Annotated in this window: 21 protein-coding genes and 1 tRNA gene; 19 read left to right on the top strand and 3 right to left on the bottom strand. The window is 63.8% G+C overall.

Going from position 1 to position 18,957, the window contains the following annotated elements; genetic code table 11:
- Positions 1-4 precede the first annotated feature (4 nt).
- The 11 genes from hisB (at position 5) to tatC (ending at position 6,995) form a co-directional block, all read left to right on the top strand.
- A complete protein-coding gene (gene hisB / locus M3I54_RS14645; protein WP_028218451.1) occupies positions 5-592 on the top strand; it encodes an imidazoleglycerol-phosphate dehydratase HisB in 588 nt (195 codons plus the stop codon).
- 256 nt (positions 593-848) lie between these two features.
- Entirely contained in the window at positions 849-1,490 is a 642-nt protein-coding gene (gene hisH / locus M3I54_RS14640) for an imidazole glycerol phosphate synthase subunit HisH (RefSeq protein ID WP_254336990.1), read from the top strand.
- 174 nt (positions 1,491-1,664) lie between these two features.
- Complete coding sequence (gene hisA / locus M3I54_RS14635; protein ID WP_254336988.1) at positions 1,665-2,417, top strand: 1-(5-phosphoribosyl)-5-[(5-phosphoribosylamino)methylideneamino]imidazole-4-carboxamide isomerase; 753 nt, start codon at positions 1,665-1,667, stop codon at positions 2,415-2,417.
- A 223-nt stretch (positions 2,418-2,640) separates the two neighbouring features.
- The gene (gene hisF / locus M3I54_RS14630) at positions 2,641-3,414 is read left to right on the top strand and encodes an imidazole glycerol phosphate synthase subunit HisF (RefSeq protein ID WP_254336986.1); all 774 of its coding nucleotides are present in this window, start codon (positions 2,641-2,643) and stop codon (positions 3,412-3,414) included.
- Positions 3,415-3,418: 4 nt separating this feature from the next.
- A complete protein-coding gene (gene hisI, locus M3I54_RS14625; protein ID WP_254336984.1) occupies positions 3,419-3,856 on the top strand; it encodes a phosphoribosyl-AMP cyclohydrolase in 438 nt (145 codons plus the stop codon).
- Positions 3,853-4,221 carry a phosphoribosyl-ATP diphosphatase gene (locus tag M3I54_RS14620; RefSeq protein ID WP_254336982.1) on the top strand — a complete coding sequence of 123 codons (369 nt, stop codon included), beginning with the start codon at positions 3,853-3,855 and terminating at the stop codon, positions 4,219-4,221. Before hisI ends, M3I54_RS14620 begins: the two co-directional genes overlap by 4 nt.
- 98 nt (positions 4,222-4,319) lie before the next feature.
- Positions 4,320-4,712 (top strand): membrane protein, encoded by a 393-nt coding sequence (locus M3I54_RS14615; protein ID WP_028206579.1) that lies wholly within the window; start codon positions 4,320-4,322, stop codon positions 4,710-4,712.
- Between the two features lie 41 nt (positions 4,713-4,753).
- Positions 4,754-5,122 carry a histidine triad nucleotide-binding protein gene (locus M3I54_RS14610; RefSeq protein ID WP_254336980.1) on the top strand — a complete coding sequence of 123 codons (369 nt, stop codon included), beginning with the start codon at positions 4,754-4,756 and terminating at the stop codon, positions 5,120-5,122.
- Between the two features lie 147 nt (positions 5,123-5,269).
- Positions 5,270-5,512 (top strand): Sec-independent protein translocase subunit TatA, encoded by a 243-nt coding sequence (tatA, locus tag M3I54_RS14605; RefSeq protein WP_254336978.1) that lies wholly within the window; start codon positions 5,270-5,272, stop codon positions 5,510-5,512.
- 94 nt (positions 5,513-5,606) lie between these two features.
- Positions 5,607-6,167, top strand: a complete 561-nt coding sequence (gene tatB / locus M3I54_RS14600; RefSeq protein WP_254336976.1) for a Sec-independent protein translocase protein TatB — start codon at positions 5,607-5,609, stop codon at positions 6,165-6,167.
- Between the two features lie 45 nt (positions 6,168-6,212).
- Positions 6,213-6,995 carry a twin-arginine translocase subunit TatC gene (tatC, locus tag M3I54_RS14595; protein ID WP_254336974.1) on the top strand — a complete coding sequence of 261 codons (783 nt, stop codon included), beginning with the start codon at positions 6,213-6,215 and terminating at the stop codon, positions 6,993-6,995.
- A 108-nt stretch (positions 6,996-7,103) separates the two neighbouring features.
- On the opposite strand, the gene M3I54_RS14590 is transcribed toward tatC, so the two are convergent.
- A complete protein-coding gene (locus M3I54_RS14590; protein ID WP_254336971.1) occupies positions 7,104-8,318 on the bottom strand; it encodes a Do family serine endopeptidase in 1,215 nt (404 codons plus the stop codon).
- A gap of 19 nt (positions 8,319-8,337) precedes the next feature.
- Between M3I54_RS14590 and M3I54_RS14585 the strand changes: the two genes are divergently transcribed.
- The 7 genes from M3I54_RS14585 to M3I54_RS14555 all read left to right on the top strand — a co-directional run bounded on the left by M3I54_RS14585 (position 8,338) and on the right by M3I54_RS14555 (position 13,549).
- Positions 8,338-9,084, top strand: a complete 747-nt coding sequence (locus M3I54_RS14585) for a Nif3-like dinuclear metal center hexameric protein (protein WP_254336969.1) — start codon at positions 8,338-8,340, stop codon at positions 9,082-9,084.
- A gap of 237 nt (positions 9,085-9,321) precedes the next feature.
- Positions 9,322-9,942 carry a ubiquinol-cytochrome c reductase iron-sulfur subunit gene (petA, locus tag M3I54_RS14580; RefSeq protein WP_254336967.1) on the top strand — a complete coding sequence of 207 codons (621 nt, stop codon included), beginning with the start codon at positions 9,322-9,324 and terminating at the stop codon, positions 9,940-9,942.
- Entirely contained in the window at positions 9,942-11,330 is a 1,389-nt protein-coding gene (locus M3I54_RS14575) for a cytochrome bc complex cytochrome b subunit (RefSeq protein WP_254336965.1), read from the top strand. Before petA ends, M3I54_RS14575 begins: the two co-directional genes overlap by 1 nt.
- Positions 11,331-11,348: 18 nt before the next feature.
- Positions 11,349-12,134 (top strand): cytochrome c1, encoded by a 786-nt coding sequence (locus M3I54_RS14570; protein ID WP_375542146.1) that lies wholly within the window; start codon positions 11,349-11,351, stop codon positions 12,132-12,134.
- A 114-nt stretch (positions 12,135-12,248) separates the two neighbouring features.
- Positions 12,249-12,860 (top strand): glutathione S-transferase N-terminal domain-containing protein, encoded by a 612-nt coding sequence (locus M3I54_RS14565; protein ID WP_027797364.1) that lies wholly within the window; start codon positions 12,249-12,251, stop codon positions 12,858-12,860.
- A gap of 79 nt (positions 12,861-12,939) precedes the next feature.
- A complete protein-coding gene (locus M3I54_RS14560) occupies positions 12,940-13,455 on the top strand; it encodes a ClpXP protease specificity-enhancing factor (protein ID WP_254336963.1) in 516 nt (171 codons plus the stop codon).
- Between the two features lie 18 nt (positions 13,456-13,473).
- Positions 13,474-13,549, top strand: a tRNA-Thr gene (locus M3I54_RS14555).
- Between the two features lie 85 nt (positions 13,550-13,634).
- Here the strand turns inward: M3I54_RS14555 and M3I54_RS14550 are convergent.
- A complete protein-coding gene (locus tag M3I54_RS14550) occupies positions 13,635-14,585 on the bottom strand; it encodes a cation diffusion facilitator family transporter (protein ID WP_254336961.1) in 951 nt (316 codons plus the stop codon).
- Positions 14,586-14,654: 69 nt separating this feature from the next.
- Entirely contained in the window at positions 14,655-17,435 is a 2,781-nt protein-coding gene (locus M3I54_RS14545) for an Eco57I restriction-modification methylase domain-containing protein (protein WP_254336958.1), read from the bottom strand.
- A 257-nt stretch (positions 17,436-17,692) separates the two neighbouring features.
- Here M3I54_RS14545 and M3I54_RS14540 point away from each other — a divergent pair, with 257 nt between their 5' ends.
- Positions 17,693-18,841, top strand: coding sequence for a class I SAM-dependent methyltransferase (locus M3I54_RS14540; protein ID WP_254336956.1), 1,149 nt, complete (start codon positions 17,693-17,695; stop codon positions 18,839-18,841).
- Positions 18,842-18,957: the final 116 nt, after the last annotated feature.

Raw genomic sequence — 18,957 nt, 5'->3', positions numbered from 1 at the left:
TGCCATGCGCGTCGCGCAAGTCGTTCGCAACACCAGCGAAACGCAAATCCGCGTGAAACTTAATCTGGACGGCACCGGCGAGCAAAAGCTCGCGACCGGCGTGCCGTTTCTCGACCACATGCTCGACCAGATCGCACGACACGGTCTGATCGATCTGGAGGTCGAGGCGCATGGCGACACGCATATCGACGACCACCATACGGTGGAAGACGTCGGCATCACGCTCGGCCAGGCGGTGGCGCAAGCCATTGGCGACAAGAAGGGCATTCGCCGTTACGGCCACGCCTATGTGCCGCTCGACGAAGCGCTCTCGCGCGTCGTGATCGACTTCTCGGGCCGTCCGGGCCTCGAATTCCACGTGCCGTTCACGCGCGCGCGCATCGGCACGTTCGACGTCGACCTGTCGATCGAATTTTTCCGCGGCTTCGTGAACCACGCCGGCGTGACGTTGCACATCGACAATCTGCGCGGCCTCAACGCGCACCATCAGATGGAAACCGTATTCAAGGCATTCGGCCGCGCGCTGCGCCAGGCCGCCGAACTGGACGAACGTCAGGCGGGCAAGATTCCGTCGACGAAGGGCAGCCTCTAAGCGACGCCTATCACCGACCAGAAGGCGGCCCGCGCTGCGCGGACGGTGCAGGCGCGTATCTGGGCAGGACTTCGAGCGCGCCGCGCCGGGGCCGTCGCCCACATGCGGCATGCGCGCCACATTAGCCGTTCGGCTTATGGGCTTGCACGCTCCGACTGGCGTACATTGACGGCTTCGAAGGCAGATCAGGGCACATCGCGGCGCATATGCGCCCACACAGCCAAGGGCAAGGCCTTTTGAGCAGGCCGGATTCGAGATGAAAACTTCAATTGCGATTGTTGATTATGGAATGGGCAACCTGCGTTCGGTGGCCCAGGCACTGAGGCAGGCCGCGCCGGAAGCCGACGTGGCCATCGTCGAGCGTCCCGAGGCTATCCGTGCTGCCGACCGCGTGGTGCTGCCGGGGCAGGGCGCAATGCCCGACTGCATGCGCAGCCTCGCCGAGTCGGGCCTGCAGGACGCCGTGCTCGAAGCCTCGCGCACGAAGCCGCTCATGGGCGTGTGCGTCGGCGAGCAAATGCTGTTCGACTGGAGCGCGGAAGGCGACACGAAGGGCCTGGGCCTGCTGCCCGGCAAGGTCGTGCGCTTCGATCTGGAAGGCCAGTTGCAGGACGACGGCTCGCGCTTCAAAGTCCCGCAAATGGGCTGGAACCGCGTGCGGCAGGCTCGCGCGCACGCGTTGTGGGACGGTGTGCCCGACGAAAGCTTCTTTTACTTCGTGCACAGCTACTATGTGGTTCCGGCGGATGCGGCGCACACCGTGGGCGAAACGCCGTACGGCGCGGCCTTTACCTCGGCAGTGGCGCGGGATAACATCTTCGCCACCCAATTCCACCCGGAAAAGAGCGCCGCTGCGGGCTTGCGCGTCTATCGCAACTTCGTCCACTGGACCCCCTGATTTCCTGCGGCGCTGACGCTCGCAGCCGCCTTCGCGTACGAGCGCCGCGGCATTCGATTTGCGCCAGCAAGGCCGCCGAAAGAGTTGTACTAAACTAGCGAAACGGCGTCGGATCGGGCCTTTTTTCCGCCGGCGCTGCCGACTTCAACCTCATTCCCAGACACATCCGAAGCTATGCTGCTGATTCCGGCCATCGATCTCAAAGACGGTCACTGCGTGCGCCTCAAACAGGGCGATATGGACCAGGCGACGATTTTCTCCGAGGAACCGGCGGCTATGGCCCGACACTGGGTCGAGCGCGGCGCGCGGCGCCTGCACCTCGTCGACCTCAACGGCGCGTTCGCCGGCAAGCCGAAGAACGAAGACGCGATTCGCGAGATCATCCGCGAAGTCGGCGACGTGATCCCCGTGCAGCTTGGCGGCGGCATCCGCGACCTCGACACCATCGAGCGTTATCTCGACGACGGCCTGTCCTATGTGATCATCGGCACCGCCGCCGTGAAGAATCCGGGCTTCCTCCAGGAAGCATGCACCGCATTCGGGGGCCATATCATCGTCGGCCTCGACGCGAAAGACGGCAAGGTCGCGACCGACGGCTGGAGCAAGCTCACGGGTCACGAAGTCGTGGACCTCGCGCGCAAGTTCGAGGACTACGGCGTCGAGTCGATCATCTACACCGACATTGGCCGGGACGGCATGCTTCAGGGCATCAACATCGAAGCGACGGTGCGCCTCGCGCGTGCGGTGAAGATTCCGATCATCGCGAGCGGCGGGCTTTCGAACCTCGCCGATATCGACGCGCTGTGCGAAGTCGAGGACGAAGGCGTGGAAGGCGTGATCTGTGGCCGCGCGATCTACTCGGGCGACCTCGATTTCACTGCCGCGCAAACCCGCGCAGACAGCCTGCGCGAATCGGACGACGCGTAAAGCGTCGTATGCCGGCCTCCGTAACTGGAGGCCTTTTGTTTTTGGCGCTGCGCCGCCATCTCCATGGGGGCTGGCGCTCGCGCGGGATAATTTCGCCTCAGGGCGCAAGGCAAGGCGCAAAGCGCGCGACAATGGGCTGCGCGCCACGCCCGAACCGGGTCCGGCAGCCTTCTCGCGAAAGGTGCTCGCCGCACACACACCGACTGGCAACTTCGGCAAGATCATGGCTCTACCCAAACGCATCATCCCCTGCCTCGACGTAACCGCCGGGCGCGTCGTCAAGGGCGTCAATTTCGTCGAACTGCGCGATGCGGGCGATCCCGTCGAAATCGCGCGCCGCTACGACGACCAGGGCGCCGACGAACTCACGTTCCTCGACATCACCGCGACCTCCGACCAGCGCGACCTGATCCTGCCGATCATCGAGGCGGTGGCTTCGCAGGTCTTCATTCCGCTCACCGTCGGCGGCGGCGTGCGCGCCGTAGCGGACGTGCGGCGCCTGCTCAACGCCGGTGCCGACAAGGTCAGCATGAACTCGTCCGCGGTCGCCAATCCGCAGCTCGTGCGCGATTCCGCCGACAAATACGGCTCGCAGTGCATCGTCGTCGCCATCGACGCGAAGCGGACTTCGGCGCCGGGCGAACCCGCGCGCTGGGAAGTGTTTACGCACGGCGGGCGCAAGGCCACGGGCATCGACGCCGTGGAATGGGCGCGCAAGATGGCCGAGCTGGGCGCGGGTGAAATCCTGCTCACGAGCATGGACCGCGACGGCACGAAGAGCGGCTTCGACCTCGCGCTCACGTGCGCGGTGTCCGACGCTGTGCCGATTCCCGTGATCGCCTCGGGCGGCGTGGGCGGCCTGCAGGATCTCGCGGACGGCATCGTCAAGGGCCATGCCGACGCCGTGCTGGCGGCGAGCATCTTCCACTATGGCGAGCACACGGTGGGCGAGGCGAAGCGCTTCATGGCTGACCAGGGCATTTCGGTGAGGATGTGACGCGATGAGCAACGCTGAAACCGGCAAACCCGCCAACGACCTCGCCAATGCCAACTGGCTCGACAAGGTCAACTGGGATGCCAACGGCCTCGTGCCCGTGATCGCGCAGGAAGCCACCACCGGCGACGTACTCATGTTCGCGTGGATGAACCGCGAAGCGCTCGCCAAGACGGTCGTGCTGCGCCGTGCCGTGTACTTCTCGCGCTCGCGCCAGCGCCTGTGGTTCAAGGGCGAGGAGTCGGGCCACGTGCAGCACGTGAGCGACATCCGTCTCGACTGCGACGAAGACGTCGTCCTGCTCAAGATCGAGCAGGTTTCGGGCATTGCGTGCCACACCGGCCGCCACTCGTGCTTTTTCCAGCAATTCGAAGGCACCGTCGACGAAGGTCGCTGGGTCGCCGTCGACCCTGTACTGAAAGACCCCGAACACATCTACAAATGACGCAATTGAACACCAACGACACCCTGCTGCGCCTCGCGGCGGTGATCGACAGCCGCAAGGGCGGCGATCCGGACGGCTCCTACGTCGCGCGCCTCTTTCACAAGGGCGACGACGCGGTGCTCAAGAAGGTCGGCGAAGAGGCGACTGAAGTCGTGCTGGCCGCGAAGGACGTGCGCCAGGGCGGCGCACCGAAGGCGCTGGTCGGCGAGATGGCCGACCTGTGGTTCCATTGCCTCGTCACGCTCTCGCACTTTGATCTGAGTCCCGCCGACGTGCTCGCGGAACTGGAGCGTCGCGAAGGCCTTTCGGGTCTCGAGGAAAAGGCGCTGCGCAAGAGCCGCGAGCGCGAAGAGAGCGGCGAGTGAAGGTTGCCGCGCGGCGCACCCATTAACAGAACAATGGCTTTGCATGGGACCGGAGTAAGGGCTGAAGCCCTAACTCCGGATCGACAGGAGATGAACACATGTCCACGTCCGGCGACTATCCGCCCCCTTCGTACCGCAACGGCGTTGACGCGGACCGTTTGCGCAGCCTGCGGACTTTCACGCACGTGCTGTACGCGCTCTATGCGGTGTACTGGCTCACCGGCGGCATTTCGGTGCTGGTGGCCATCATCCTGAATTACCTCAAACGCGACGAAGCGCTCGGCACGCCCTATGAGCAGCACTTCACGTGGCAAATCCGCACGTTCTGGCTCGGGCTGGCCGGCCACCTGATCGGCGGCGTGCTCATCTTCGTGCTGGTCGGCATTCCAATTTTGTGGGCTGTCGCAATCTGGACGTTGTACCGTATCATCAAAGGCTGGCTGTACTTGTACGACAACAAGCCGCTGCACAACCCGCGCGCCTGGTTTTGAGGGCCCCGGGTGCGCGTGCGGCTTTGTTCACCAGGAGCACCATGAGTCACGACCGCAGCACCTGTCTCTTCTGCAAGATCGCCGATGGCCATATTCCCAGCACGCGGGTGTACGAGGACGACGAGTTCGTCGCCTTCCGCGATATCCGGCCTGCAGCCGAAACACACGTCCTCGTGATTCCGCGCCAGCATATTTCCACCCTCGCCGATTGCGGTGAAAACGACGCACTGCTGCTTGGTAGAATGTTTGTATTGGTCGCGCGGCTCGCCAAGGAACTGGGCGTCTCGTACACGGGCGGTGAAACCGGGTTTCGCACGGTGGTGAATACGGGGCCGGGCGGCGGGCAGGAGGTCTACCATCTGCACGCGCATTTGCTGGCTGGGCCGCGTCCGTGGCACCGCATGGGCTGAGTGCCGGCGGCGGTGAAAATCGGTATAAATGACGGATGGCGTGGGTCGCGCTAAAGGGTCGCACGCCACGTCCATGCAACATCGAACAGGCACAATTTATCGCGTTGCGCAGTTCGCGCGGCGGCGGGGTTAAGGAGAGAGTCAATCATGGGTTCGTTGAGCATTTGGCACTGGCTGATCGTCTTGTTGATCGTTGCGCTCGTCTTCGGCACAAAGAAGCTGCGCAACATCGGTAGCGATCTGGGCGGTGCGGTGAAGGGTTTCAAGGAAGGCATGCGCGAGAGCGAAGGTGCCGGTGCCGACACGCAAAAGCGCGAGCTCCCTGCCGACGGCGGTGCAGTCGACGTCGAAGCCAAGGACAAGACGCAGCGTTCGAACGACCTCCGCTAAAACGCGTGGCGGCCGTTATCGCCGCCACTTGTTTTCCCGCTTGTTTCCAGCTTGTTTTCATCAAGGCAGCCAAGGCTGACGGAAAACTCCATTCATGCTCGATCTCGGTTTAACCAAGATGGCGCTGATCGGCGTGGTCGCGCTGGTCGTTCTCGGGCCGGAGCGGCTGCCGCGTGTAGCACGCACGGCGGGCGCGCTGTTCGGGCGCGCGCAGCGCTACATCAACGACGTCAAGGCGGAAGTCACGCGCGAGATCGAACTCGACGAGTTGCGCCGCATGAAGACCGAGTTCGAAACGGCGGCGCAGAACGTCGAGAAGAACGTTCAGGACAACCTGCGCAAGCATGAAACCGAGTTGAACGACGCGTGGAACGCGGGCACGTCGGTGTCGCCGAGCATCGCAGGCGGCGCGGATCCTGCCAGCGTGGAAGGCGCTGTCGCCAATGCGTTGGACGGCGGCGCCACGCAATCGGGTTGGCGCTCCGGCAACGCGGGTGCGAGCGGCGCCAAGCGCAAGAACTGGCGCGTGAAGCAAAGCGCCGCGCCTGTCTGGTACAAACGCGCCACGCTGCGCCGCACGCGGGTGCAATCGGGCGCTGCGCGCGTGGCGCAGCACACGCCGGCGAGCCTGCGCCGTCCCACGCGGTTCTTCTGACGCGGATCCGCCTTTGCGCACGTCCATTTCCAACAGAGGGCCGGTGTGAGCGACCCCCAGCAAAAACTGGAAGAAGGCTCCGAAGAGACCTTCATTTCCCATCTCGTCGAATTGCGCGACCGCATCATTCGCGCAGGCATCGCCGTGATCGTCGTGTTCGTCGGACTCGTCTACTGGGCGCCCGACATATTCAGGCTGCTCGCGCGTCCGCTCATGCAGAACCTGCCGCGCGACGGCAAGATGATCGTCACCGACGTGACCGGCTCGTTCTTCGTGCCCATGAAGGTCACGATGCTCGTGGCCTTCGTGATCGCGCTGCCGGTCGTGCTCTACCAGATCTGGGCGTTCGTCGCACCCGGCCTTTACCAGCATGAAAAGAAGCTCGTCGTGCCGCTCGTGGCGAGTAGCTACACGCTCTTCTTGTGCGGCATGGCGTTCGCGTATTTCGTGGTGTTCCCGACCATCTTCCGCGTGATGGCGCACTACAACGCGCCGCTGGGCGCGGAGATGACGACCGATATCAACAATTACCTGAGCTTCGTGCTCACCATGTTTATTGCGTTCGGCGTGACGTTCGAGGTGCCGATCATCGTCGTGCTGCTCGTGCGCATGGGCATGGTCACCGTGAAGAAGCTCAAACAGGTCCGGCCCTACGTGATCGTCGGTGCGTTCATCGTCGCGGCCGTGGTGACGCCGCCGGACGTATTCTCGCAACTCATCCTCGCGTTGCCGCTCATCATCCTGTACGAACTGGGGATTATCGCGGCACGTATTTTCGTCGGCACTGGCGAGAAGAAGCCTGCGGACGAGAGTCAGGCGGCGAGCTAGCCCCGCTGCTGGCGCAGCGCTGAAAAGCAAAAGGCCGCGAACCCAGGTTTGCGGCCTTTTCGTTTGCTGGTTGCGGGCAGGGCGCGATGCCCCGCCTGCGGCGTGACATCAACCTCCGTCGTCGCCTTCGCCGTCTTCCTGGGCCGGCTGCTTCGGCGGCGGCGGGCGCTTGCCGATCAGCACGTCGAGATCCATGTCCTTGTTCTTGCGCACGAGGTGGATCTTCGCGTCGGTGCCCGGCTTGATCTGCGCGATGACGTTCAGGAGGCGTGTGGTATCGGTGATGGCCTCACCGTTCACCGAGGTCAGGACGTCGCCCGGCTTGATGCCGGCCTTGTCGGCGGGGCCGCCCTGCAGCACGCCCGCGACGATCGCGCCCGACTTCTCCTTCAGCCCGAACGAGTCGGCGATCTCCGGCGTCACGTCCTGTGGCTCCACGCCGATCCAGCCGCGCGTGACCGAACCCGAGGTGATGATGCTCTCCAGCACGCTGCGCGCCGTGGAAACGGGAATCGCGAAGCCAATGCCGAGCGAGCCGCCCGAGCGCGAGTAGATGGCCGTGTTGATGCCGAGCAAGTTGCCGTTTACGTCGACGAGCGCACCGCCCGAGTTGCCCGGATTGATCGGCGCATCGGTCTGGATGAAGTTCTCGAACGTGTTGATGCCAAGGTGATTGCGGCCCAGCGCGCTGATGATGCCCATCGTGACCGTCTGGCCCACGCCGAACGGGTTGCCGATGGCGAGCACGACGTCGCCCACGCGCGTCTGGTCCATGCGGCCGAGCGTGATGGTGGGCAGGTTCGGCAGATTGATCTTGAGCACCGCGAGATCGGTTTCCGGGTCGATGCCGATCACCTTGGCGTTGGTGGTGCGGCCGTCGGAAAGCGCGATTTCGATCTGGTCCGCGCCGTCGATTACGTGCTGGTTCGTTAGAATGTAACCGTCCGGACTGACAATGACGCCCGAGCCGAGGTTGGCGGCAGGCTGCTCCTGCTGCTTCTGGTTTTTGTTGCGATCGCCAAAGAAGTAGCGAAATAGCGGATCGTTCTGGCGAGGATCGGGCGGCAGCGACCCATCCTTGCTCGAGAACACGTTGACGACCGCGGGCATTGCCTTCTGGGCGGCGTCCGCATAGGAGCCCTGGGCGGCGCCTCGACCGATACCTGGCGCCACTTCCCGTAGTGCGACGATCGGTTCGGCAAGCTGCTTGCCGAACTGCCCCTGGTGCTGCAGCCACTGCGGTTTGAGCGTGGCGATGATGAACATCAACGCCAGCAGGACCGTCACCGCCTGGGCGAAGAACAGCCAAAAGCGTCTAAGCATCTGAAGATTAGAGGATTATATGGATCGGATCGAACTGGAATTGTATCTGAACAATCTTCTGGAATCCGCGCGGTTCAAGGACTACTGCCCCAATGGCCTGCAGGTCGAAGGGCGGCGGCGCGTGGAGAAGATCGCCACGGGCGTGACCGCTTCGCTCGCCTTCCTCGAAGCCGCGCTCGAGTGGGGCGCCGACGCCGTGCTCGTGCACCATGGTTACTTCTGGAAGAACGAAGCGCCGCAAATTACGGGCCGCAAATACCGGCGTTTGAAGACGCTGCTCGCGAACGATATCAACCTGTTCGCTTATCATCTGCCGCTAGATTGCCATCCCGAACTGGGCAATAACGCGCAGTTGGGTGCCAGATTCGGCTGGATCGGCGAACAACGCTTCGGCGAACAGGAGCTTGGCTGGATGGCCACGCTGCCCATGCCGATCACGCTCGCGCACTTCACCGCCGAGGTCGAGCAGACGCTCGGCCGCACGCCGCTCGTGCTCGGCGACCCCGACTGGCAACTGCGCCGCGTAGCCTGGTGCACGGGCGCGGCGCAAAGTCTCTTCGACGCCGCGATCGAAGCCGGCGCCGACGTCTTCCTCACTGGCGAAATCTCCGAGCCGACCACGCACACCTCGGCGGAAAGCGGCGTGGCGTTCGTCGCCGCGGGCCACCACGCGACCGAGCGCTTCGGCGTTCAGGCGGTGGGCGCGCATCTCTCGGAAGCCTTCGACATCGAGCATCTTTTCATCGATATCGACAATCCCGTTTGATTGAGCATGCAACACAAATTGTCGTGGCGCAGCGTCGTTTTATTCATGAGGCATTTACAAACTGAAAAGAAAGTGGCCCTCTTTTCTGCGGGAAAACCCCGAGATATCAAGGACTTCCGAAGCTTTTTGGAGAACGCCCCTTGTAAATGCCAACTCCATTCGAGCAAACTAGCGTTCGGCAGCACCGCGGGTAAGCTGGCGTGACGGAAAAATCCAACTCAGAAGTGGGGCGATGTGATGCGAGACAACGAGAATGACCGCGTCGATGGCAGCCGCCGAACCTGGCTGATTGCGACGTCCGTAGCAGGTGGCATTGGAGGCGTGGCCACTGTCGTACCTTTCGTAGGTTCTTTTGCACCATCCGAAAAAGCCCGCGCCGCCGGCGCGCCTGTCGAAGCCGACATCACGAATCTGCAGCCCGGCTCGATGATGACCGTGGCCTGGCGCGGCAAGCCCGTGTGGATCCTGAACCGCACGGATCGCATGATGGCCGACGTCAAGAAGGCCGATCCCGATCTGGCCGACCCGAACTCCGAGCGCCCGTTCTCGATGCCGATGCCGGAGTACTGCATGAACGAATTCCGTTCGCGCGCCGAGCATCAGAACATTCTCGTGGCGGTGGCCGTCTGCACCCATCTGGGCTGCACGCCGACACCGCGCTTCCAGGAGGGCCCGCAGGCGAACCTGCCCGACAGTTGGCCAGGCGGCTTCCTGTGCCCGTGCCATGGCTCCACCTACGATCTCTCCGGCCGCGTCTTCAAGAACAAGCCGGCGCCGCAAAACCTCGACATTCCACGCTACATGTTCGCGTCCCCGACGCAGATCGTGATCGGCAAGGACGAAAAAGGAGAAGCGTGATGGCGACGGGAACCGAAAAGAATGGGGTGGAGACGGCCGGCCTGCAAGGCTGGATCGACAAACGCTTTCCGATGACCGCGACCTGGCGCGCGCACCTTTCCGAGTACTACGCGCCGAAGAACTTCAACTTCTGGTACTTCTTCGGCTCGCTCGCGCTGCTCATGCTGGTGAACCAGATCATCACCGGCATTTTTCTCACGATGAACTACAAGCCCGATGCGACGCTCGCGTTCGCATCGGTCGAGTACATCATGCGCGAGGTGCCGTGGGGCTGGCTCATCCGCTACATGCACTCCACGGGCGCTTCGATGTTCTTCGTGGTGGTGTATTTGCACATGTTCCGCGGGCTTCTGTACGGCTCGTACCGCAAGCCGCGCGAACTCGTGTGGATCTTCGGCTGCGCGATCTTCCTGTGCCTGATGGCCGAGGCGTTTTTCGGCTACCTGCTGCCCTGGGGCCAGATGTCGTTCTGGGGCGCGCAGGTGATCGTGAACCTGTTCTCGGCGATTCCCTTCATCGGCCCGGACCTCTCGCTGTGGATTCGCGGCGACTACGTGGTGTCGGACGTCACGCTGAACCGCTTCTTCGCGTTCCACGTGATCGCCATTCCGCTGGTGCTGGTCGGGCTCGTGATCTGTCACATCATCGCGCTGCACGAAGTGGGCTCGAACAACCCGGACGGCATCGAGATCAAGGAGAAGAAGGACGCGAACGGCGTGCCGCTCGACGGTATCCCGTTCCATCCGTACTACTCCGTGCACGACTTCATGGGCGTGTGCATCTTCCTGCTGATCTTCGCGGCGATCGTGTTCTTCGCGCCGGAAATGGGCGGCTACTTCCTGGAGTCGAACAATTTCGTGCCGGCCAACCCGCTCCAGACGCCGCCCGAAATCGCGCCGGTCTGGTACTTCACGGCGTTCTACGCGATGCTGCGCGCCACCACCGACCCGTTCAAGATCGTGCTGATGATCGTGATCGCGCTGCTCGGTCTGCTCGCGCTCGTGCGCGCCCGCGGCAAATGGCGCGCCGGGCTGCCGGTGCTGGCGGTGCTCGTGATCCTCGCCATGTACTTCACCGAGTCGAAGTTCTGGGGCGTGGTGGTGATGGGCACGGCGGTGATCTCGCTCTTCTTCCTGCCGTGGCTCGACCGCTCGCCGGTGAAATCGATCCGTTACCGGCCGTTCTTCCACAAGGTGTTTCTCGGCATCTTCGTGCTGGCGTTCCTGACGCTCGCGTTCCTCGGCACGAAGCCGCCATCGCCGGCGGCCACGCTGATCGCCCAGATCTGCGCGCTCGTCTATTTCGCTTTCTTCCTCGGCATGCCGTTCTGGACGCCGCTTGGCACCTTCAAGCAGCCGCGCGAGCGCGTGCGGTTCAAGCCCCATTAATTGCCGAGCGAGGAAGATATGACGAAAAGTTCTTTTTTTTCGACGCTCGCGAAGGTGAGCGTCCGGGCCGGCTTGGCCGCGCTGGCGCTCTCCTGCGCCTTTGGGGTTGGATCTGCCGCGGCGCAGGAAAACATTCCGCTCGACCGCGCTCCCGATAACGGCGAAAATCTTGCTTCGCTGCAGCACGGCGCCAAATTGTTTGTAAACTATTGCCTGAATTGCCATAGTGCGAACTTGATGCGCTACAGCCGATTGCAGGATCTCGGCATTCCGCAGAAGCAAATCGAAGATAATCTGTTGTTCACGACCGATAAGGTCGGAAACACGATGTCCATCGCGATGCGCCCGGACGACGCGAAGTCGTGGTTCGGCGTAGCGCCGCCGGACCTCTCCGTGGAAGCGCGGGCGAAAGGGCGCGACTGGCTGTACACGTACCTGCGCAGCTTCTACCGCGACGACACGCGGCCGACTGGCTGGAACAATCTGGTGTTCGAAAACGTGAGCATGCCGCACGTGCTGTGGCAGTTGCAGGGCATCCGCACGGCGAAGTTCGAGGACACGACGGACGAGGAAACCGGGGAAAAAGTCCGTCGCTTTACCGGGTTCCAGCAGGTCACGCCCGGAACGCTCTCGCCTGTGGATTATGATGCCGACGTGGCCGACCTGGTGGCCTACCTCGGCTGGATGGCCGAACCCGAGCAGAAAACCCGCAGGCAGCTTGGCGTGTGGGTGCTCCTGTTCCTCGGCGTCTTGAGCTTTTTCGCGTGGCGATTGAACGCCGCGTACTGGAAAGATATCAAATAGGCACGTCCTGACCGACGTGGGGCCGGTGCGTCGAGAAGCCGTCTGACGGTTCAGGGACCGTCAGACGGTTTTTTCGCCCGCTGGCCTTTTGGGTTTATTGAGGAAATGTAAATCATGATGGTTCTGTACTCCGGCACTACCTGCCCGTTCTCCCAGCGTTGCCGGCTGGTGTTGTTCGAAAAGGGCATGGACTTCGAAATCCGCGACGTCGACCTGTTCAATAAACCGGAAGACATCGCCGTGATGAATCCGTACGGTCAGGTGCCGATTCTGGTCGAGCGCGACCTGATTCTGTACGAGTCGAACATCATCAACGAGTACATCGACGAGCGCTTCCCGCATCCGCAGCTGATGCCGGCCGACCCGGTTCAGCGCGCCCGCGCGCGTCTGTTCCTGCTCAACTTCGAGAAGGAACTGTTCGTGCACGTGAGCACGCTCGAAAACGAGAAGGGCAAGGCCGCCGAGAAGAACCACGAGAAGGCGCGCCTCGCGATCCGCGACCGCCTCACGCAGCTCGCGCCGATCTTCCTGAAGAACAAGTACATGCTGGGCGAAGAGTTCTCGATGCTCGACGTCGCAATTGCGCCGCTGCTTTGGCGTCTGGACCACTACGGCATCGAGCTTTCGAAGAATGCCGCGCCGCTCATGAAGTATGCCGAGCGCATTTTCAGCCGTCCGGCGTACATCGAAGCGCTGACGCCGTCTGAAAAGGTCATGCGCCGTTAAGCAGTATCCTGGCGGTTGCAGGTAACAGAGGCGGCGTGCACAGCGTGGGTGTGGATGCCGCCTCGTGAAAGGATTGTTGATGCAAGAGATTTCCACCAAGCCGTATTTGCTGCGCGCGCTGTACGAGTGGTGCACCGACAACGGCTTCACGCCACATATCGCGGTGCGGGTCGACAACAGCACGCGCGTGCCGCGCCAGTTCGTGCGTGACGGCGAGATCGTGCTGAACATCAGCTTCGAGGCGACGAGCCAGTTGCAGATGGGCAACGAGATGATCGAGTTCCACGCGCGCTTCTCGGGCAAGTCGCACAAGATCGAGGTGCCGGTGCCGAATGTCCTCGCGATCTACGCGCGCGAGAACGGCCAGGGCATGGCGTTCCCGGTGGAGTCGCCGCCGGGCGACGCCGACGACGTGCTGTCCTCAGAGGACCACGAAGACGCGGACGCGCATGAGGCGCATCCAGTGCGCGACGAGCCTGCCGAGGAACCCGCTGCACCGCTCGCGCCGGTTGCGCCGGTTGCGACGCGCGCCGCCGACAAAGATGACGAAGGCGGCAATAAGGGCGGCAAGGGCCACCTCAAGATCGTGAAATGAAGTAGAATAGCGGGCTACGCCGGCTTAGCTCATCTGGTAGAGCAGTTGATTTGTAATCATCAGGTGGCGGGTTCGAGTCCTGCAGCCGGCACCACATTCGAGACAAAGGGTTACGTGAAGTTCACGTAACCCTTTGTGCTTTCTGGGGCCTCGTTGCGCGTGGCGCCTCTTGGACCACCTCACTCTGCCCATTCCGGATCGCTCGTGAACATGATCGTGAGCCAGCGATGCGACTCGTCCCCGCCTATGGCCCGGCCAATTTCGTCGCGGATCGCATCCCATTCTGCGATGCGCTTGGGTGGCATATCGGGCGGCACGACGAAATACAGCTCGATCTCGCGGGAGCGGCCCACTTTCGCGACATAAGCGCGGTAATACTCGAAGGCGTAGCGCTCGACGAAGCGTTTCGCGACGGCATCGACATGCTGCTTGAGATCCGCGGGCGCCACGAGCAGCACGTCCAGCAGGGCCTGGCGGATTTCCGCGAGCGGAATCGGAATGATCACGACGCACACCACCACGAGCGCCGCCGGGTCGACGTAGGGCGTGAGGTGCTCCCACGCCGTTCCCTGAATCGTATAGCCGACGCTGAAGGCGACGAGGAGCGCCGCGGTGATGCCCGCGGACATGATCCATGACTTGATGTCGAGACGCACGAAATCCGAGTGGATCCGGCGGTTCGCGCGCGATTCGAACACCGCCATCGCCGCGCAGGCGCTTACGGTGAGCACGGCGTAGACGAGAGCAGGGCCGAAGTGCAGCTCGTGGCCGCCGGAGAGCAGGTTGGTGACGCCGTTGATCAGCGCGTAGACGGCCACGCCCACGAGCAGCGTGCTGTTGAGCCCGAGCACCATGGGTTCGAGATGCCAGAAGCCCATGGTGAAGCGCTCGCGCCATTTGCGCGGCAGGTCGACGTTGACCGCGTAGGAGGTGATCAGGCGCACAACGGCGAGCGCGAGCGCGCTCATGCTCGCGTCGACGAGTGAATAAACGCCGTCGAACACAATGGAAAACGAGCCGGAGATCAGGCCGAACAGAATGCCGATGAGGGCGATCACCAACGTCGTGGCGATCGATAGCGTCAGCACGGTGCTCTCGTCGGAAGCACTGAAGAATCGAAGCCGTTCCATGATGTCTGCTCTGCGCGAGGATGAGCAAGACTAGCCGACTCGCCGGGACGCCGTCGCCGGGCTGCCCGCTCAGCTTGCCTCGCGCGCAATCGAGCCGGCGCGGCCTTCCACGAGGTCAATCTCCTGTGGCGACAGGCCAAACGCCTGGTAGAGGTGCCGATCTATCTCGCGCGCGATGTCGTCCACTTCCGGGGAGTCGCATCCGGACTGCTCAGCGCGCAGCAACCGGGTCACGCAGTTGGCGATCTCGCTGCGTACCAAAGCGCTGCCCGGCACGGGCAAGGCGTCGATCATCGCCCTCGTGAATGCCACGCCGCCGTTGTAGCTCGACGCGCCGTACTTCGCGCGGATCAGGAAAACCGAGAGCGGGCAATTGAGCAACGCGGCGGCGAACTTCAACAGGTTCTCGTCGTCCGAGCGCAGGATCAGCGTGGTCTTGGCAGGGATCGTGTCGCCTGCGAGATCGAGTGCCGCGTCGAGCCGTGTGAGGCCTTTCACGATCACCTTTTTTGCCCTGGCTTTCGCGCCGTAGCCGTTCGCGAAGGTCGATGCGAAGCGCTCGCGCTCGACCACGGGTGCCTCGTAGCGTCGCCCGAGATAGGTCATCGGTTTGCTGCCCCAGCGCGAGACGTAGCGCCCGAGCGTGCCGGTGTTCACCACGCGGTAGTGATGGTCCGGCCGGAAGCCGCCTTCTGCCACTTCGACGAGGGGCGCGAGCCGATAGGCGTCCGACGTCGCGCATGCGTTTTCGCTGGGCAGCAGCGAACCGAGTGTGGGATGCGCACCGGTGAACCGCTGCACGAACGCGGCGTGCGGCGAGAGCAATGCGTCGAGCGGCCACGGCGTCTCGAGCGTGCGTTTGTCGGTTTGCGCAAGCTCGGTGAGCGTCTCGCCGTCGATGCGCGCGGTCGCGATGGCGGGCGTGCCGGACTCGTGAAAGACCGTGATGATCGAATCCACACGCGCCTGCTCGAACACATCGCGCCCGAGCCCGACGATGCGTTCGATCTTGCCCAGATGCCGTGCGCGCAACGCATTGCCGAAGGGCTTCGATAGCCACTTGTCGGGCGTGAGATACGCCATCGCGCCGCCGGGCCTCAGGAGCGCGAGGCCCAGCTCCATGAACACGATGTAGAGGTCCCAGTTGCCCCTTGCGCTCGGCCAGCGCCGCGCCAGCCGCTCGCGCAGCGCGCGCTGGCCCTGGTTGATCATGCGCTCGGAGTCGATATAGGGCGGGTTCGCGATGACGGCGTCGAAGCGCTCGAAGTCGCCTTCGTCGGTGAGGAGGTCGGCGAATTCGATGCGCCATTCGAACGCCGTGGCGTCTTCGGGTGGCGTTTCGGCCTGGTTGTTCGCGAAGGCGTTGAGCAACGCGTCGCGCAGTTGTGCGAAGCGAGCGATTTCGGCGCGCCGTGTGGCGGGTGTGGCTGTCGCCCGCAATCTTGCCGCGCTCGCGCGATAGTTCGCCACTAGCTCAGCGTAGTCGCGCAGGGGCGTATGGAAGTCAAAACGGCTGAGCGTCGCGTTGCCTGCTTTGAGGTTGGTCTCGAGGTTCGGCAGCGAAACGGTGAAATCCGCGTGTTCGAGCAGTTCGATCCACAGCCGCAGGCGCGCCATGCCGACCGAATCCGCATGGATATCCACACCGAAAAGCGAATGCTCGACGATGTCTCGCTTTACGCGAAAGAGCGCGGCTTCGATCATGCAGATGGTCGTGCCATCGCGCTCGCGGCTGAGCGGTTCGCCATTCGCGTGCGTGACGCAAAGCCGGTCCGCGGTGACGTCGATGCGGCAAGCGCTGAGCGCTTCGCGGTCGCGCGCGCTCAGCAAGCCGAGGCGCACTTTCAGCGCCAGCAACTCGTTGAGCGCTGAAACGAGCAGATGCCCTGAGCCCACGGCGGGATCGCAGATGCGCAGCGAGTCCAGAATCGCGCGAGCTTCGTCGCGGGTTTCGATCGATTCGCCGATCAATTCGGATAGCTGATCGACATTCGTGCAGCGCCACCCCTTGGCGCGATTCAAGCGATTGATCGCCGCATGCGTGATGGCGGGACGGGCAAGCTGCATCGCGACGCTGCCCGGCGTGTACCAGGCGCCGTCGCGGTAACCGTTGAGCTTTTCGAAGACGAGCCCGAGCGCGGAGGCGTCGAGGCAACGCCTGTTCACCACGGTTGGCGCTCGCGCGACCAAACCGGCGGAGAAGTCGAACGCGGCGAGAAAATCGAGCAGATACGCAAGCGTGTGCCGCTCGCCGCTCGCATCGGGGAGAAGGGTCGCCCTGAAGGGCGGCAGCGTGGCGCGATCGTCGAGCGCGCTCATGCCGAGCAGGCTTCGGTCCAGGTCTTGCGGCCGGAAAAGCGAACCGTCGAAGCGGGGAAGGTGAGCGAAGCGAGCCGGTGGCGTGTCATCACCGGCGCCTAGTACGGCGTCACACAGCGCGTCGAAATCGCTGAACGAGCCGATGTTCTGGGCATTCAGAAACGCGTAGGTCGAATCGCCGCCATGGAGCGTCAGCAGACGCGTTTCGAGCACCTTGAGAAAAACGAGGCGGCTGATCCATGCGATGCTAAGCCGCAGCGCGAGCTCGAAGTGGTCGGCCTCCGGCCACTCGCTCTTGCTCTCGCCCTCGCGGGCGGCGAGGCGCGACAGCGCGAGTTCGATCAGCGCGCCGCGCAAGCGCTCGTGCGGCGCGAGTCGTGCGACGGTACGCCTTACGCCGGAAACGCTCTCCCGCAACCCTACGATATGCAACAGTTCGGCATAAAAGCCTTCGTCGAGCCCCCCTCCGGCGCTAGCGCGGCGCGTACGCGGTTTGTGCGCGCGGCGTGTCTGCTGGGTGGTTTCTGGCATGGTTTCGTTCGGATGAGCATGGCCTGGCGGGGGGCGGTCGGCGCACATTTTACTGCCGCCCGCGCGCGTTTCGTCCTACGCCGTTTGGCCGTGTCGACGCGCCCGCCCGTCTGAGCGATCATCGTTGCAAAGGCGATGCGGCGGAACGCGCGGCATCGCTCTGCTATATGATGGCGCCGCTCGAGGCGCCCCGCGGCGCCAACCCGCGGGCCGGGTACGAATCGACGAACTGGCCCGCCGCATCGAATATCCGACCTATGACCGAACATCCCACTCTTACCTGGCCCGACACCGAAGGCCCGCGCACGATGCGCTGGCGCTCCGAGGCTGGCGTGCCGGCGCCCAAACGCGTGGTCATCGCCGACGATCGCACGACTGCGGACGCCGCGTACCGCCTTGCCTGCGAAGGCACCGCGTTGCTGTGGCGCGGCGACTATCAGAACGCGCGTCAACTGCTGCAGGCCATGGCGCGCCGTGCCGAGCGCAAGCCCCGCAAGGCTGAGCCGCCCACGGCGCCCGCTTCACCGCTCGAAGCGTTTCATCTGCATCGCCAGGCGCAGGCGCAGCGCGCCCGCACGCTCGGCATGGTGCTGATTCCGCTCGAAGGCGATTACGGCATCAACCTGCGCCGCGCGCCCGACGTCCGGCTCGCGTGCGAAGAGGCGTGGGGCGCGGCCGATGGCGAAGCTTCTGCGGCGTCACTGCGTGAAATTCTCGGTCTTGTCGGTGCGCACGAATGGCGCAAGAAGGGCGTCGAGATCGCGGCGCTGAACGGGGCGCGCATTCATCCGTACTACGGCGTGTTCTCGCCGGTGCGCGGCGAATACGTCGACCTCGTCGCGCGCACGCCGCTCCCGTCGCTCGAAAATGCGTTCGATATCGGCACGGGCACGGGCGTGCTCGCCGCCGTGCTCGCCTCGCGCGGCGTGAAGCGCATAGTCGCTACCGATCAGGACGCCCGCGCGCTGGCCTGCGCGCACGAGAACCTTGCGCGCCTCGGCTACGCAGCGCAGGTCGAAGTCGTCGAGGCGGATCTGTTTCCGCCGGGGCGCGCGCCGCTTATTGTCTGCAATCCACCGTGGGTGCCGGCGCGTCCCGCGTCGCCCATCGAGTACGCCGTGTTCGATCCCGAGAGCCGCATGCTGCGCGGCTTTCTCGGCGGTCTCAAGGATCATCTCGAGCCGGGCGGCGAGGGGTGGTTGATTCTGTCCGACTTCGCGGAGCATCTCGGGCTGCGCACGCGCGAATCGCTCGTTGAGATGATCGTGCAGGCGGGACTCGAAGTGGCGGGCCGGGAGGACATTCGCCCACGGCACCCGAAAGCTTCGGATCCCGGCGATCCGCTCTATCGTGCGCGTGCGGCCGAACTGACGTCGCTGTGGCGCCTCAAGGTGCGCGCACAGTGAGCCGGCGGCGGGCAAGAGCGTTGGCAAAAAAGAAGCCGGGCCGCTAACGGCCCGTGTGGGTGTCGAGCGACGGCGTCGGCGGCGTAGCTGCCGCGCCGGGTGTGCGTCGGGTTCAC

It is taken from the genome of Paraburkholderia sp. CNPSo 3274 (assembly GCF_024206475.1).
GTDB lineage: Bacteria > Pseudomonadota > Gammaproteobacteria > Burkholderiales > Burkholderiaceae > Paraburkholderia.
Note: the sequence above shows the minus strand (reverse complement) of the source record. Positions and strands in the feature narration are given on the sequence as shown.